The 16150-nt window shown below is 66.0% G+C and carries 10 protein-coding genes and 1 tRNA gene; 2 read left to right on the forward strand and 9 right to left on the reverse strand.

All coding sequences use genetic code 11. From position 1 onward, the window contains the following. Positions 1 to 314 precede the first annotated feature (314 nt). Positions 315 to 2957, reverse strand: a complete 2643-nt coding sequence (locus ABD088_RS02625) for a LuxR C-terminal-related transcriptional regulator (protein WP_343899891.1) — start codon at positions 2955 to 2957, stop codon at positions 315 to 317. Between the two features lie 50 nt (positions 2958 to 3007). Beyond that, on the reverse strand, positions 3008 to 5254 hold the full coding sequence (locus tag ABD088_RS02630; RefSeq protein ID WP_343899892.1) for a helix-turn-helix transcriptional regulator: 2247 nt from the start codon (positions 5252 to 5254) through the stop codon (positions 3008 to 3010). Between the two features lie 108 nt (positions 5255 to 5362). Here ABD088_RS02630 and ABD088_RS02635 point away from each other — a divergent pair, with 108 nt between their 5' ends. Beyond that, the gene (locus tag ABD088_RS02635) at positions 5363 to 5734 is read left to right on the forward strand and encodes a hypothetical protein (RefSeq protein ID WP_343899894.1); all 372 of its coding nucleotides are present in this window, start codon (positions 5363 to 5365) and stop codon (positions 5732 to 5734) included. Between the two features lie 113 nt (positions 5735 to 5847). Here ABD088_RS02635 and ABD088_RS02640 read toward each other — a convergent pair whose 3' ends face one another. From ABD088_RS02640 to ABD088_RS02670, 7 genes are all read right to left on the reverse strand, one after another. Further along, complete coding sequence (locus tag ABD088_RS02640) at positions 5848 to 8328, reverse strand: helix-turn-helix transcriptional regulator (protein ID WP_343899895.1); 2481 nt, start codon at positions 8326 to 8328, stop codon at positions 5848 to 5850. A gap of 132 nt (positions 8329 to 8460) precedes the next feature. Further along, a tRNA-Gln gene (locus ABD088_RS02645) sits at positions 8461 to 8535 on the reverse strand. A 50-nt stretch (positions 8536 to 8585) separates the two neighbouring features. Then, complete coding sequence (locus tag ABD088_RS02650) at positions 8586 to 10406, reverse strand: ABC-F family ATP-binding cassette domain-containing protein (protein WP_343899896.1); 1821 nt, start codon at positions 10404 to 10406, stop codon at positions 8586 to 8588. A 42-nt stretch (positions 10407 to 10448) separates the two neighbouring features. Further along, entirely contained in the window at positions 10449 to 11369 is a 921-nt protein-coding gene (locus ABD088_RS02655) for a 4-(cytidine 5'-diphospho)-2-C-methyl-D-erythritol kinase (RefSeq protein WP_343899897.1), read from the reverse strand. Further along, a complete protein-coding gene (gene rsmA, locus ABD088_RS02660; RefSeq protein WP_372710371.1) occupies positions 11366 to 12310 on the reverse strand; it encodes a 16S rRNA (adenine(1518)-N(6)/adenine(1519)-N(6))-dimethyltransferase RsmA in 945 nt (314 codons plus the stop codon). The genes ABD088_RS02655 and rsmA overlap by 4 nt, the downstream gene beginning before the upstream one ends. Before the next feature lie 132 nt (positions 12311 to 12442). Next, positions 12443 to 13639: a resuscitation-promoting factor gene (locus ABD088_RS02665; protein WP_343899898.1), complete on the reverse strand. Its 1197-nt coding sequence runs from the start codon at positions 13637 to 13639 to the stop codon at positions 12443 to 12445. Positions 13640 to 14000: 361 nt separating this feature from the next. Further along, a complete protein-coding gene (locus ABD088_RS02670; RefSeq protein WP_343899900.1) occupies positions 14001 to 14987 on the reverse strand; it encodes a TatD family hydrolase in 987 nt (328 codons plus the stop codon). 170 nt (positions 14988 to 15157) lie between these two features. Between ABD088_RS02670 and ABD088_RS02675 the strand changes: the two genes are divergently transcribed. Further along, on the forward strand, positions 15158 to 16138 hold the full coding sequence (locus ABD088_RS02675; protein ID WP_343899901.1) for an AAA family ATPase: 981 nt from the start codon (positions 15158 to 15160) through the stop codon (positions 16136 to 16138). Positions 16139 to 16150 lie beyond the last annotated feature (12 nt).

Below are 16150 nucleotides of genomic sequence, written 5' to 3' on the forward strand. Positions count from 1 at the left end.
TTACCGGGACCACCTATTCAACGCGGCGGACGTACTTAGACAGAAAAAGACCCCGCATCCGGCGTGGGATGCGGGGTCCAGTTCCAAGGAGTCGGCGGCCGCTGGGGGGCTGGGCCCCGAGGGACCCACTAACCGCCGACTCCGATCAAGGGGTCCGCCGGTTTTCTCACTTGCAACGCGCGATCCCGGCGGATCATCCGGAAACAGGGGGGAGCTGTGTGGCCCCCCGGTGTTCCTCATCTTCCAATTTACGACCCACCCGGCCAATGCACACGGGTGTCCCATACCCTACGTGTCGTGGGCGACTACCCCATTCAAGATTGGGGGGTACCCATGGGCAGGGAAAGTTCGGCCAACTCAGCTCGATCGGAGATCCCCAGCTTGGTGAACACCCGGTACAAGTGCCCCTCTACGGTTCGTTGCGACACCGTCAGCGCTCGAGCAATCTGTGCATTGTTCTTTCCGTGTCTGGCCAGATCGACGATTTCTTCTTCACGCGCGGTCAGTTCCGCCAGTGACATCGCTTCGACGACGAAAGGCAACGGAGTCAGGTGATGCTCGTTCACCAGCTGGATGAGTTCTCGCAGGAGCGCTCCGCAGGTCCGGGTGTCTCCGGCATCGGACCACAAGAGTGCAGCCCTTGCCAGGCATTCGGCAGCTACTTGCATATCGCCTAGGCCACGGGCGTTGTCAGCCAGTTCCTTGAGAGCGGTAGCATCATTCGCCAATGCCGGAGTAGCCACGCGCGTGAGCAGACCTGCCCGAGGCCCTTCCATTTCAGCCGAAATGTCGAACAACCTGTTCGACATTTCCCGTGCTTTTTCACTCCCCAGATCCAAGCGTGACGCCGAGCGGGCCAATACCTCGCGCTCAATCAGCGGAAAGGACTTCACTTCCTGGCTTCCGGCGCCCTGTAGGCCCGCCAATATGGCGCGCTCCAACAACCGTTCGTCAGGTCTCACAATGGCGGGGGTGAAAGCGGTGCGTCGCATCGGCGTCGAGTCCGAGGACGAGCGGAAGGGCACCTCCGTGATGCTGGTGGCTCTCTTCGATTCGGTGGGGCCAGCATTGAACTCCACGATGGTCGTCGCCAAATGCAGCACTTGATGCGGATCACGTAGACGAAGTTCAGCGACAGCCTCTGAGAGTGTCTGGCGCGCACGCCCCGTTTGCCCCTTGAGCATCTGGCCAATCCCCCGCAGCAGTGCCATGGTCCCATGCTCATGCAGGATCCGGCGGGCCGAGGTACCTCGACGGACAGCCATGAACTCGTCCATTTCAGCGAACCGTCCCGAAAACAACAAGTTCCACCCGATCCTGAAGAAAACAAAGAGCCGGTAATGACTGGCCAGCCGTGCGGAATGCCCCCCACCGTCCATGACTCTGCGCGCCAAATCCAGGGCCGTTTCAGTCCGTCCTTCAACGGAATACATGTCCGAAAGCAAAATGGTGCTGACCAAACGTGAGCTAGCAGGTAGACCGGGATCCTCCAGTAGTGATCTGAGCTCTGCGCGGAGGGCTTCGCTTGGCCCGGTGGTGTTGGCCCGCTGCCACAGCTCCATCGTCGCGGTGGTCAAGTCGTGTTCGTTCTGGATTTGGGCGGCTGCCGGTCGATCCGTCCAGCTTTCAGCTCGTTCGTGCCAAATCCGGTCCAAGGCCTCGATCTCCCGCACATCGCCGTTCAGGTACATCAGGCAAAGAGCCAAAAGGTTCAAGGCATCTTGAAGTACCCGAGGGTCTTCGGTCATGCGGGTGATCCGCAGCAGTGAGGCCCGCGCAGAGTAGTACCGACCCAAGCCGATCAGCGTCCAGGCTTCGGCAAGGGCCCCTTGATCCGACTCTTCGGAGATTCCCGACACTGCACAGATTTTCCAGGCCAGTTGGTAGTCCAGGTCCTGGTTGGCTTGATGCACTGCCTCCAGCACCGTTGCCGAGGCGAGTTCCACGGAGACCTCCAACGACCACAAAACCTCGTGGGAGTGCAGGGCACCGCCAGCGGCTTTGCGGTGCGCAAACCATTGGGCGTGCAACTCCGCGCTCCTGCCGGGCGCAATGATATGCCGCAGCACGTTCGTGTAGATCTCCGCGCGGATGCAAACCATTCCGTCTCGGTCGATGACGAGCACTCCCGACTCGAGCAGGTGCCGGTATTCTCCCCCCTCGCATGCAGCCAAGACGGTACGGGACTGACGTCCGCCCAGTGCGAGTATTTCCAGGGCCTGCTGTTGTCCGGCCGGCAGCAGGAAGTGCATTTCCCTGACTAGCTCAATGAGACCTTCATCCGGTTCCGGAGCCAGCCGGGCAATCATCCAGCGGGGCTCAGTGGACTCTGCGGTCCGATCAGACACAGCTTCCTGGACCAATACACCCTGGGACAGGCTGGAATTCACATACTCCGTGACGAAGCTCGGGTTGCCTCCGGTCATGGCCAGGATGATCTCGACGGCTGCCTCGCCGAGGGGGCCCCCAGCCATGTCCTCCGCTATGTGGCGAACGCCCTCGCGATCCAGTGCCTGGGCGACAATCGTCGTCAACAGGCCCCGTTCCGCGAGTGAAAAGAGTGTCGAGTCCCCCTCGATCCGTCCGGCCCCAATGGCGACCAGTTTGATGGCAGCGTTTTCCACGAGCATCGAGAGCGAAAAGGCCGACTCCTCGTCCAGGAATTGTGCGTCCTCGACGACCACAATGGGAGGTGCGGTCCCGTTGGAAGCTTCGGAAAGCAGCACCTGAAGCTCCCGGATGACCTGGACGGCATCGTCTGTCCGGTCCAAAGCGCTCAAATAGGGGGACAGCGAACCATAGGGGATCTCGGCAAGTGTCGGACTGCAGTGCAATGCCATCACCGGTGCGTCGACGTCCGGGCGCGCCAACGCGGCACGAACCAGACTCGTCTTTCCGATACCGGACCCGCCAATGACCAGGGCACCGCCAGGCCGCGTCGAGGTCAGGATCCTCACCAGTTCAGAATACTCGGCGGACTGGTCCAATCGTCCGTGGTGTGCAGCGCTCATCGAGCCAGCACCACAGGTCGCCAGGTCCGGTCAAGGTCGGAGAGTTCTTGCCTGCTACGCACCTGGAGCTTGGAGTACACCTGATACAGGTGTCCTTCGACCGTTCGAACCGAGACACCGGTCTTGCGGGCGATTGCCGCATTCGACATACCGGCAATGACTTGCCGTGCGATTTGGCGCTCGCGATTGGTGAGTTCCGTCAACCAGCTGGGCTCTTCGTCCCCGGCAGCGTTTTGATCAGAAACCTGGTTGGGCTTTCCGGTGTGGCGCAGCCGTGCGACTGCCGCAATGACTCGCCGGCGTTCCTTGTGTCCGAGCATCTCCAACAAGGAGTTGTCCGGATCCATGGCATAGATCGGGTGCCCCAGGGCGACCAGCCGTTCCATTGCATCGGCCAACTGCTCCCAAGACCCGGTGCTCACCGAGCGGCCCAGCAGGGCGAACGCGTCACCTACCGGTCCACTGACCAGTGTGGCAACCTCGACGAGCCTGCCGGCGACGTCTCGCTCCCCCAAACGCAGGGCCATCGCCAGTGAATTCATTTCGAGCGCTGGACGTCCCGCGGCCCGCGCTCTCTCTGCCATGGCAGTCATGCGCGAAGACGCATTGCCGGAGATGCCCAGGGAGGTAATGGTCAGGACCGACAACGCCTCGGCAACCCACGTGAAGAAGTTCAAGGGGATCGTCCGCTCCAGCACTGTTTGGGCCCGCAGGAGCAACTCCATGGACTCCGCCCCCTCGTCCTGGTCCGCCAGGCAATAGCCCACCGCTGCCTCCACGCTCATCCGCTGACTGGATCCTGTAGTCGCTGACAGCTGATGAAGCGTCGGCAACAAGGATCCCAACGCGACGTCGGATTCGTTCGACAAGGCGGCCAGCAGGCCGACGACTGTTTCCCCAAAGGCAACGGTGCGCGGATCACCGTAGTGCCCCTTGCGCAGTCGCCGTGCAGTTCGCGCAGCGTCCTTCCATGCCCCGGCCAGCAGCTGCACGCGCAGCAGTGCACATTCAATTTCGGCGCTTTCCTCTTCGGAAAGCACCTGGTCAAGGACACCAGTCAACCGCAGTCCCTGGATGTCCGCTTTGATCCGCCGCGCCAATTCCAATCCGGCAGCCGGCTTCGTTGACAAGGCCCAGGCCTCGGCCTGAATGGCCATCGCCTTGAACTGAAGCGCTTCCGATGCCCACAGCGACGGTGCTGAATCCGTCGTTTCGGCGGCATGGACGGGTGTGCCCTGGTGGCCCGGGAGCGAACGCGGGGCCCCACCCATCACGCCTTGGTCCTGCAACGTCGCTTCGACCACCTCAGCACGACCATCGACGATGAGCATGCGGGCGTTGATGAGCCTCATCATCTGGGCAGCCTCGATGAACCGAGGGTCCTCCGGAGCGCGGCGAATCGCCTCGGAAATTCCCTCCGAGGCCCGGACGATCCCCTGACCGGCGCGCCCATGGCGCCCCAGCATCATGGAGGCATCGATCTCGGCTTTTAGTATGGCCATCTGGCAGCGGGGGTCCTGAATCCATGCGTCAGGGCCACCTCCTCCGTTCTCGATGTACTCGTCGACCACCGCCACCAGGGCCTCAAAGTTGCCCAATTCCAGCATCGCCGTGGCCTCAGTCAGAACATATGCCGCGCGGGGATCCGGGTGGAGTTGCGACATCAGCGCGCCCTGCCCCTCGGCGTCCTCGCCGCGAACGCGGTCCCTGAGCAGGTGTGCCAGGAGCGGGACGCGGACCTTCACTTCGCCGCGGGGCTCCTCCCCCACGTCAACCAGTCCCCGGACGCGCAGTCCCAACAAGGCATCCGCCTGGCCGTGTCGACGCACGGTGCCGACGTCAATGGGTCCACCTTCCGCCAAAGCGATCAAAAGGTTGCGTTGCTGGACGTCAAGACCGGAGAACGTGCGTGAAGTCTTGGCTTTTATTGACGGACCGATGGACAGTGCGCCGGGAGCGAATACCCAGCTTCCGTCGACCAGTGTGAGTTTGCCATCGGCGACCATGTCGCGCAGCAAGAGATGAAGCAGGTCGCGGTTGCTCCGGGTCAGGGACCACAAGGCCGAGGCAGCAAACATCGAGATGGGCCCACCCAGCTCACCCTCCAGATATTCCCGCGTCTCCCGGAGATCCATGGTCTCCACGGAAACACGGATGAGGCGCCCCGAACGGTGTACGGCCAGGAGATCGCTGGGCAGCTCCGCCAGGCGTTCGCAAATGACCACCAGGAAAATCTTGTTCATGGCCGCCAGCTGAGCCAAAATCGCAGCAGACTCACCGTCAATGAGGTCCGGACTACCCAGGACGACAACTGTGCGTTGCCCCTCCTTGCAGAGCAGTTGAGCCAGGCCATGAACCAATTCGTGGCGGGATTCGATCTGCGTGGTTTCCAACTGGGCCAGGATGAAGGACAAGACCCCATGGCGCATGCGGGCAGCATGTTCACTACCATTGAGATGGATGACCGGCAGGTTCTGTTCAAGGTCCAACAATGCCGATTCCAGGCACACCCGTCGACCGCTCCCATCAGCGCCCATGAGCAGGGCACCACCCAAACGGCCTTCATTAATCGCTGCACGCAGTTTCGTTGCCGGTCGCGCGCTGGACAGGCCACGTTTGCCAGTGGCGGCTCCAAGCCGGACTTCTCCCACAGACGCCCGATGTTGCCTTGTCATTTCATTCAGATGTTGCACTTCCCCTACCGTCCCCAGTTCGGCTACTGACTTACGCGGGTCGCAGCTTGCTAGAGCGGCCCCGCAGAACTCAGCGTAAGACGAACCATCATCCAGAACACCAGTAAAAGATAAATTCCATCACTCGTTTTATGAATTACTACTTAAGTATGCATTCCATCTTGCGCGAACGCGAGTACGTTTCCGGTAAGTAGTTCGCGGAGTTCACCGCGACCGGTAACCTGCAATTTTCCGTAGGCTTGGTAGAGATGGCTCTCCACTGTGCGGACCGAGACTCCCAGCGTCCGCGCAATTTCCCCGTTTCCCTGATCAGCGAGCACCCCCCGCACTACGGACCGCTGCCGTGAAGTCAACGTTCCATAGGCTGTGGCGATGTTCCTTCCGGAGGGTGATATTTCCTGGGCGGGGACGCCCTTGGCCGATGTCGCGGCTTCCAGCGGGCACGGGCCATTGACCTCCTCCAGTTTCCTCTGCACGTAGTCGGCAAAGAAATGCTGCCCCAGGGCGCTGAGTTGCAGTGCCCCGTATTCCAGCTCGCGAGGCTCAGCGCTGCGCAGGCCCCGCACCACCCAGACGCAGGCTTCGGCGAAGCGCCCGTCTGCGTGTTCTGCGGCATCGGCCATGAGATCCACGGCCGGGGCATGCCCCCATTCCATGGCAGCTGACAGGGACATGAGCTCCTGGGAGACGTTGCCTCTCTCGCGATCCCCGGAGGCCAGGGCCATCAGTTGTCGCACCCCTTCGTCGGCACGTCCCACGAGTCCCATGGCGTGAGCCCAGAAGAATCCCGTTGACCAGCGCATCCGCCATGAAAGTGCCGGTGATTCAATGGAGGCACTATCGGCGTTGGCCAGCGCTGCACGTGCGTCTCCGGGCCGCATCAATTTGGCCAAGGCGATGGCGTGGAGGGAATGCGCCAGGGGAGTCAGATCATGTCTCCCCAGGATCTCCAACTGTGGAATCTCCACTTCCAACTGCTCGATGGCATCCGCGAATCGGCAGTCCATCACGGCTGCGAGGCCGTCGTAGAGCGAACCGTACTTCCCGGTACCGTGAGCCCACGTCCGGACCTCCCAATCTCCGGCCAAGGTCGCTATTGCACGGGTCCACTCGCCCGCCACGCCCTCCAGCTCAAAGAGCTTGACCCTGCAGCGTTGCGTGACGAAGGCGTCCACTTCCGACTGCTCCATCAGTTTCAGGAGTTCACGACCGGCGCGCAAGCCGGCCTGGATGTTCCCCTTCATGATTGCCGCCTCGTGGACGTTTAGCTGCCATAGCCATCCGACTTCCGGTGACATGTCGGTCTGCCCATCCGCTACCCGCAGCAGGGTGGTGAAGTCTCCACTCCATGCCATTTCCAACGCATCGATGGCCGACACAGTGCTCGATATTCCGGGCCCCGTCCCCGAGGCGCCCGACGCCGCATCCTGGGGCTCGATGGATTGCAGTGCCGCAATCTTCCCGGGATGCACGGATGGCCCGACAGCCAGCAGCAATTCCATGCGCGCCGTCTCGATGGAGGCTTGTCCTTCCTCCGGGCCCACGAGTCTCAACAATTTGGCGGCGCGTTCCGGGGCACCGGAGTAGAGCAGGTTCCGAGCAGTCTCGTAATAGGCAGAGGCCTCCACCGGTAACCCGCAACGGCGGCGCCAGGGGGCGAATCCCGCGGGCACCGGCAGGTTCGCCTGCTCAAAGTGTTGGACCACCTCGTCAAACAGCAGCCGTGTGCGTCCCGGCGGAACCTGCCGCGCGATGCCCCGCGCAAAAATCGGCCCCTTCAGGCTGGCCTCGCGGCCGGCGGTCTCCCGCAATTCCAACAGCCCCAAGCCATGGACGGTGTCCACTGCTTCGGGACCGACCAGGTCGAGCAGGATCGCCAAGGGCAATTCCGTGGCCAACGCCAGCACTTCCAGGATCTTCCGTGCCTGCGAGTCGACGCTGACCAGGAGATCCTCGAGGTACGCGCCCAGTCGCGGCCCCACAGGCTGGTCCCCCTTGCGAAGGACCCAGATGCCGTCGACGTGGACCAGATAGTCCAACTCGTCCCAGTCCTCGGCCATCATGCGCAGCCGCGCCCTGTTCCCCGCTGCTGTGGACCAGAGGGCATCCCGCGCCCGCTGGCTCAGGCGACCACGCAACCCACGTTCCAGATACTCCCGTGCATCCCCAACACCCAGTTCCGGAACGCGGAAGCGCTCCAACCCCAGGTGACGTGCCAGGGTCGCTTCCGATTCCGCATGCGCACCCGGGCTCACGGCGATCACGACTGCGGCGTGGCGGCGGACCAGTCGGAAGGCAAGGTCCATGACGGGGCCTTCGAAACCGGTGATGTCGGGGACATACAACACGTGCCCCTGGTCCGGCGGGGCCTCCACCAGATGCTCCAGCTGCTTGCGCGCCTCCACGTCAGAGGTGCGGACGATCTCGATGTCACGGTGGTGGGCGCTCAAACGTTTCACGATCTGGATGGCGAGTTCGTCTTGGCCCGCGCCGGGTTCCCCGTGCACCAGGATCCCCTTGCCCTCGGTGACGGTACGAGCCGCCCGGGCAATCCACGCCGCGTCGGCAGCCAAGCGCCAGCGCTGGCTATCGGGTGTACGGTTACCCGCGGCCGCCAACTCCACGTCCACGCTCCTTTGCCCTCGCCAGTGCCCGGCTACTGAAGCAGCGGGTAGTGCTGCACATTCTAGGGTGCTGCGTCGGGATTGCGCAGCAGGAGCCGTTTCGACATCGGCTCGGCGGCGGGGAGGCCACGGTGGTTCCGCCCATAGGATTCGAACCTATACTCCACAGCTCCAAAGGCTGGGGTGCTGCCATTACACCAGGGCGGATCATGCTCGCGGGGGAACACGGTTATCTATTCTGCCATAAACGGTGGCGTCTACTGCCCGGAGGCCTCCGCTGCCTCGAGCCAGGATTCCTCCAACGCTTCATGCTCGGCCTTCAAGCGCTTGAGGTCGGCGTTCAGCGTCCCCAGCCCGTCGAAGTCCCCGGCCTCGGAGGCCGCCGCCATCTTGGCGTGCAGCTTGTCCTCCTGGGCGGTGAGCTTGGCCAGCTGGCGTTCGAGCTTGTTCAGCTCCTTGCGGGCCTCGCGCTTCTCCGCCTCCGTCGGACCGGAGTCCACGGCTCCCGTGCCCGCGCGCACGGCATCGGGGGCCGCCGGGCCGGTGGTCGCCCCCGTGCTGCCACTGCCGGCCTGCTCACGCAGCTCCAGGTACTGTTCGACGCCGCCAGGCAGATCACGCAGCTTGGCGTCACCGAGCAGCGCCACCTGGTGGTCGGTCACGCGTTCGAGCAGGTAGCGGTCGTGGCTGACCACCACGAGCGTGCCGGGCCAGGAGTCCAGCAGGTCCTCGACGGCGGCCAGGGTGTCGGTGTCCAGGTCGTTGGTGGGCTCATCGAGCATCAGCACATTGGGTTCGCCGACCAGCAGGCGCAACAGCTGCAGGCGGCGGCGTTCACCACCGGAGAGGTCGCGGACGGGGGTCCACTGCTTCTCCTGGGTGAAGCCGAGTTGTTCGATCAGCTGCCCGGCGGAGACTTCCTTGCCGCCGATCTGGAAGACGTTCTTCTCGTCTTGGATGACCTCGATGACCCGGCGGTCCGCCAATTCGTCGAGCTCGGTGACCTCCTGGGTGAGCACCGCTGTCTGGACGGTCTTGCCGCGTTTGATCCGCCCCTCGGTGGGTTCGACCTGGCCGTTGAGCAGGCGCAGCAGGGTGGACTTGCCGGACCCGTTGACCCCGACGATGCCCAGCCGCTCCCCCGGCGCCAGGCGCAGGGTGACGTTCGTGAACAAGGGGGCTGCGCCGTCGTACGCGAGGGAGACATGCTCGAGGTCCAACACGTCCTTGCCCAACCGGGCGGTGGCCATCTTCGACAGGGCGACGGTATCGCGGGGCTGCGGGACGTCGGCGATGATGTCGTTGGCTGCCTCGATCCTGAACTTCGGCTTCGCGGTGCGGGCCGGGGCGCCGCGTCGCAGCCAGGCGAGTTCCTTCTTGACCAGCTGCTGGCGCTTGTTCTCCACCACGGCTGCCGTGCGGTCGCGTTCGGCGCGGGCGAGGACGTAGGCGGCATACCCGCCGTCGAAGGGCTCGACGATGCCGTCGTGGACCTCCCAGGTGCGGGTGCTGATCTCGTCGAGGAACCAGCGGTCGTGGGTGATGACCAGCAGGGCCGCCTCGTTGGGGCGCCAGCGGCGTTTGAGGTGCCGGGCCAGCCAGGCGACGCCCTCGACGTCGAGGTGGTTGGTGGGCTCATCGAGCATGATGACGTCGTCGTCCCCGATGAGCAGCTTGGCCAGGGCCACCCGCCGGCGTTGGCCACCGGAGAGGCTGGAGACCTGTGCGTGCCAGTCGACCTCGCCGACCAGCCCGCCCATGACGTCGCGGATCTTGGGGTTGGCTGCCCATTCGTGGTCGGCGGCGTCCCCGACGATCGCCTGCCCGACCTCCAGGTCCCCGTCCAGCACGTCCTGCTGGTCCAGGTAGCCGACGGTGGCGTCCTTGCGCTTGGTCACCCGGCCGGAGTCGGCGCTTTGGCGCTGGGCCAGCAGGCGCATGAGCGTGGACTTGCCATCGCCGTTGCGCCCGACCATGCCGATGCGGTCACCCTCCTCCAGGCCGAGGGTGACCCCGTCCAGGATGGTGCGGGTGGCGAAGGCGACGGAGACGTTCTCCGCGCCGAGCAGGTGTGCCAAGGTGTATGTCCTTCGTGGGTGGTGTGCGGGTGTGCGGCAGGCTCAGAGGAGGCGGGCCCCGGGGACGGGTCCGTGGACGATCCGGGTGTCGATGCCCGCCTCGTCGATCAGCTGGGTGGCCAGCTGTCCGGCATGCCCGGGATCCTCGGCCAGCAGTGCCACCGTGGGACCGGATCCGGAGACGAGCGCCGTCAGTGCCCCGGCGCCCCGGCCCATGTCCAGCACTGCCTGCAGTTCGGGCGCGAGGTGGACCGCTGCAGCGGTGAGGTCGTTGGCCAGCAGGCCCGGGAGCAGCACCAGGTCATGGTCCACCAGGGCCTGCAGCAGGTCGGGGTCCACGGCCTGCGGGACCTCGACGTCCTGGCCTTCGCGGAGCAGGTCCAGCTGCTGGTAGACCGCCGGGGTGGAGAGCCCGTAGCTGGCCAGGGCCAGGACCCAGTCGGTCCGGTTGCGCAGCAGCAGCGGGGAGAGCTGGTCGCCGACACCGAGTCCGACGGCGGCGCCTCCGGAGAGCGCGAAGGGCACGTCGGCGCCGAGCCGGGCTCCCAGGCGTCCGAGTTCCTCGCGGGTCAACCCGGTGCCCCAGAGGCTGTTGCACGCCACGAGCGCCGCCGCGGCGTCTGCCGATCCGCCGCCCATGCCGCCGGCGATGGGGACGCGTTTGGTGATCTCCAGGTGCACGCCGCCGACGTGTCCTGTGTGTTCGGCCAGCAAGCGCGCTGCGAGGACCACGAGGTTGTCCTCCCCCAGCGGGAAGGCCTCGGGGTCCTCGACGGCAGTGGAGGCGCTGCTGAGGCCGACGGTGATGTCCTCGTCCTCGCGGGCGGTGGCCGCGACGTCCTCGAAGAGGGAGACGGCCAGGTACAGGCTGGCCACCGGGTGGTAGCCGTCGGCGCGGGGTGGGCCCACCCGGAAGGAGACGTTGATCTTCCCGGGGGCGCGGGCGGTGACCGGTTGGTTCATCCGTTCTCCCCCGAGCCCTCGTCCATCGCCCGGCGGGCCTCGGCGATGCGGGCGAAGTCGGCGATGAACAGCCGTTCGCCGCGGGCCTGGGGGTCGACGCCCGCGGCGCGCAACGCCCGTTCCGCGGCGTCGGCGCCACCGGCCCACCCGGCGAGGGCTGCGCGCAGGGTCTTGCGACGCTGGGCAAAGGCCGCGTCGATGGCGGAGAAGACCTCGGCGCGGCTGGCGGTGGTGTCCAGTGGTTCGTGGCGTTCGAAGCCGACCAGGCCGGAGTGGATCTTGGGGGCCGGCCAGAACACGTTCATCCCGATGACCCCTGCCTTGCGCATGTCGGCGTACCAGGCTGCCTTGAGGCTGGGGATGCCGTAGGTCTTGTTCCCGGGGCCGGCGCAGAGCCGGTCGGCTACCTCGTCCTGGACCATGACCAGGCCGTGGCGCAGGGTCGGGAAGTGCTCGAACAGGTGCAACACCACGGGCACTGCAACGTTGTAGGGCAGGTTGGCCACCAGCGCGGTCGGGGCGTGCGGCAGCTCGGTGACCCGCATGGCGTCATCGGTCACCACGTCCAGGTTGGCTGCCTTGTCCGGGCGGAATTCGGCGATGGTCTGCGGCAGCCGGGTGGCCAGCTTGGGGTCGATTTCGACGGCGACCACCCGGGCTGCGGCGTCGAGCAGGCCCAGGGTCAGCGAACCGAGGCCGGGCCCGACCTCCAACACGGTCTCGTCGGGGGCCAGCCGGGCCGCCGCGACGATCCGGCGGATGGTGTTCCCGTCGATCACGAAATTCTGCCCCAGCGTCTTGGTGGGCCTGACGTCCAGTTCAGCTGCAAGGCGCCGGATTTCGGTGGCGCCGAGCAGGCGGGTGCCCGCCGTGTCCGGTGCGGCGGGCGCGCCGGGGGCTGGCCCGGAGGCGGGCTGCGGGGTCTGGAAGTCGTCTCTCACGGGTCCAATCCTAGTTGAGGTCGGCCGGGCCGCCGTCACCGCCCCACGATGGGGACCACAGCCGACGAGGGGCCCCGCTGGTGCAGCGGAACCCCTCGCAGGTGGCCGGAACGGGTCCGGCCGGTGGTCGGCTTAGCGCAATCCGAGCTTGGACGAGCAGGCCGGCCAGTGGCCCCAGCCGCCGCTGGCGCGCAGCTTCTCGGCCACGGCGACCTGTTCGGACGGGCTGGCCTGGTTCGGCAGGGAGGCGTACTTGCCGCCGCCGGCACCGATCCAGCTGCTCTGGCTGAACTGGAGGCCACCGTAGTAGCCGTTGCCGGAGTTGATGGCCCAGTTGCCGCCGGACTCGCACTGGGCCAGTGCCTTCCAGTTGGCGGAGACGCCGCCCGCCGAAGCGGTGGTGCCACCGGTGGAGGCCTTCTTCGGCTCGTCCTTCGTGGCCTCGTCCTTCTTCGGCTCGTCCTGCTTCGGCTCTTCCTTCTTTTCGGGCTTCTTGGCGCCCACGGAGACCTTCGCGTCGACCGGCTCGGTGGTGGTCTTCTCGTCGAGCAGCTTGCGGGAGACCTCGTGGCCGTCATGCGTGGTGACCCGGTAGGTCAGCGTGCGTTCGCCGTCCTTGCCCTGCGTGACGGTCTCGGTCTTGCCGAGTTCCAGATCCTTGTCCTGGGACTTCTCGACGCCGTGGTCGATGGTCTTGGTCACGGTGTCGGTGGTCGTCTTGACCCGGACGATGGCGACTTTCTGCCCGTCCTCCACCTCGGCGCCTGCGCGGACGGAGAGCTGGTCGTCGGCACCGACAGTGACGCCGGCCTCGGCCAGCGCGTCGCCGATGGTATGCCCGGTGGTGGTCAACCGGCGGGTCTTGCCGTCAGCGGTGAGTTCCAGCGTCTTCTCGGTGGAGATCTCCAGCGGGGTGCTCAGCGAGGCCAGCTCCAACTGGGTTCCGGTGGAGACGTCGGCCGACGAGCCGACGTCGAGCTGGTCCAGCACGTCGGCGACGGTGAGCCCGGTGGTGTGCACGACGCGGTCGATGCCGTCGATCGAGACGTCCACCGTCTTGTTGCGGTTCACCGTGATGGCGGAGCCGTCGGCCACGTCGGCATCGAGGGCCGGGGAGATCTGGTCACCGGTGGCGACGTTGATGTTGGCGGAGGCCAGCATGTCGGCCACGGTATCGCCGTAGGCCTGGACGCTTTGCGTCTCGCCGTCCACGGTCACGGCAACTGTCTTGTTGGCTCCGACGAAGGAGACCAGTCCAAGGATCAACGCGGTCAAGGCAACCGCCTGGGCGCCGGTCTTGACCCAGCGGTTCTTGAAGGCTTTCTGCACGGATTTCCAGTCTTAGTGGTGCTCCGGGCACGGGGGAGTTCGCCGGGATCGGCACGTCACCCCGCATGATGCGGAGGGCCGGGACCCGGGTTTCTTGCAGCGGTTCGCGCGCAGGCAGAGCTCGATTGGGCGTACGAACGGAACGTCCAAGCGAGGAAAAGACTGCCTGTGGTCGAGCCCCGAAGACCTTCCCCGATCCCGGCTACTCTGGAACCACCGTAACCGATTCGTTATTTTGTGACAACCTTCAAGCGCTTAACTGCCGCCCTTCCGGCGTATTTCCGGCGGCCGTGGGCGTCGTTCCGTGATGAAAGCCACGCCGGGGTGACCATGTCGTGACCTCCGTCCGCGCCCTGGAGGGCTACGCGCGGAAGCTGCCGTAGGCCGCCGTCGTGTTCTCCGCGATGCGCGAGCACAGGACGTCGACCTCGGCCTCCAGCGTCCCGGCCATGGACCGCACCGTGTAGGGGATGAGGTAGCTGGCGTTCGGGCGGCCCCGGTAGGGGTGGGGGGTCAGGAACGGGGCGTCGGTTTCCACCAGGACCAGCGAGGGGTCGGCCACCGCCAGGGCCTCGCGCAGCCCGTCGGAGTTCTTGAACGTCACGGTGCCGGAAAAGGACATGTACCAGCCGTTCGCGTTGCAGATCCGCGCCAGCTCGGCATCGCCGGAGAAACAGTGGAAGACCACGACGTCGGGCACCGGGGCCTGCCCCAGGATCCGCACGATGTCATCGTGCGCGTCCCGATCGTGGATCTGCACTGCCTTGCCGTGGGCGACCGCCAACTCCAGGTGCGCGCGGAACGAGTCCTGCTGCGCGGGCCGCCCCTCCTCGCCGGTGCGGAAGTAGTCCAGCCCAGTCTCCCCCACGGCACGCACCCGGGGATGCGGTGCCAGCTCGGCGAGGTCGGCGAGCGCGGCGTCCAGCTCGCCGCGGGCGGCCAGGACTGCTGCGTCATTGGGGTGGATGGCCACCGCAGCCAGCACGCGCTCGTCGGCTTCGGCCGTGGCGACGGCGAACCGCGAGGATTCCACGTCGCACCCGACCTGGATGATGCCACCGACCCCCACCGCGTTGGCGGTGTCCAGGGCCCGCGCCACTGACACGTTGACCTCGCCGTCGCGGAAATCCAGGTGGGTGTGGTTATCCACCACGGGGACGGCCAACGGTTCGGGGGCCGGCGGGTAGCTGGTGTCCCGCTTGCCGCCGTGGGCCGCCGTCGCCGCGCGCCGCGGAGCCCCGTCGGCGGTGGCCGCCGCATCGAGGGGTGCTTCTTCGGCACGGTAGGCGGGCGGGGTGGCCCCCGCCGTCACGGCCTCCGGTGTGTTCGCGTCGGGTGATGAGCACATGGTGGTTCTCCTGCGGAAGGGGGCATCGGCGTCGTGCCTAGGCTACCGCCGGGGTCCCGCCCTCCGGGCCCGGAGGCCATACTGGCCGCCGTCAAGGTGTCCCACGTCACCCCATTGATGGGTAGGCTGGGCAGCAGGAACCCGCAGCAGCAACCGAGGGAGCACCCGCAGTGTCGACAGCCACGGAACTCGCGTTGCCCTCGGCCGAGGAATTCGACGCCGTCACCACCCGGATCCTGGAGGCCATGGCCACCGTGATCGACGGCAAGGCCGACGTGGCCCGGACCGCATTGCGGGTCCTGCTGGCCCAGGGCCATCTGCTGCTGGAAGACGTCCCCGGGGTCGGCAAGACGCTGCTGGCCAAGACCCTGGCCCGCTGTGTCGACGCCAGCGTCAACCGCATCCAGTTCACCCCTGACCTGCTGCCCTCCGACGTCACCGGCGTCTCGATCTACAACCAGGACACCCACGGCTTCGAGTTCCGCCGCGGTCCGGTGTTCGCGAACCTGGTGATCGGCGACGAGATCAACCGTGCCTCCGCCAAGACGCAATCGGCACTGCTGGAATGCATGGAGGAGCACCAGGTCACCGTCGACGGGGCCACCCATATCCTGGCGGAACCCTTCATGGTCATCGCCACGCAGAACCCGATCGAACTCGAGGGCACCTTCCCGCTGCCTGAGGCCCAGCGCGACCGGTTCATGGCGCGCGTCTCGATGGGCTACCCGGATACCACCGCCGAGCTGGCCATGCTGCAGACCCACCAGTCCACCTCCCCGTTGGAGAAGGTGCGGCCCGTCGTGGACACGAGCACCTTGTTGCGGCTGATCGGTGCGGTGCAGGCCGTGCACGTCTCCACCGCGGTGAAGGAATACATCGTGGCGCTGGGCCAGGGAACCCGCGCCCACCCCGACATCCGCCTCGGTGCCAGCCCGCGCGCCCTGCTGCAGTTGTTGCGGGCCTCCAAGGCTGAGGCCGCGCTGAACGGACGCGACTTCGTGCTCCCGGACGACGTGGTGGCCAACTGCCCCTCGGTGCTGGCCCACCGATTGGTCCTGCAACGCCGGGCCGAGGTTGCCGGCACCACCGTCCAGGACATCGTCGAGACGTTGCTGGCCCAGGTGCCGGTCCGCGCCGCGGCACAGCGCTGACGGGCAGCGACA

This window comes from Arthrobacter rhombi (assembly GCF_039526245.1).
GTDB classification, from domain to species: domain Bacteria; phylum Actinomycetota; class Actinomycetes; order Actinomycetales; family Micrococcaceae; genus Arthrobacter_H; species Arthrobacter_H rhombi.

What these genes read in the sequence shown, in the direction of transcription:
- ABD088_RS02630 (WP_343899892.1), bottom strand. Translation starts at nt 5,254, where the DNA reads ATGAACAAGATTTTCCTGGTGGTCATTTGCGAACGCCTGGCGGAGCTG.
- ABD088_RS02635 (WP_343899894.1), top strand. Translation starts at nt 5,363, where the DNA reads ATGAACCAATTCGTGGCGGGATTCGATCTGCGTGGTTTCCAACTGGGC.
- ABD088_RS02655 (WP_343899897.1), bottom strand. Translation starts at nt 11,369, where the DNA reads ATGAACCAACCGGTCACCGCCCGCGCCCCCGGGAAGATCAACGTCTCC.
- ABD088_RS02670 (WP_343899900.1), bottom strand. Translation starts at nt 14,987, where the DNA reads ATGTGCTCATCACCCGACGCGAACACACCGGAGGCCGTGACGGCGGGG.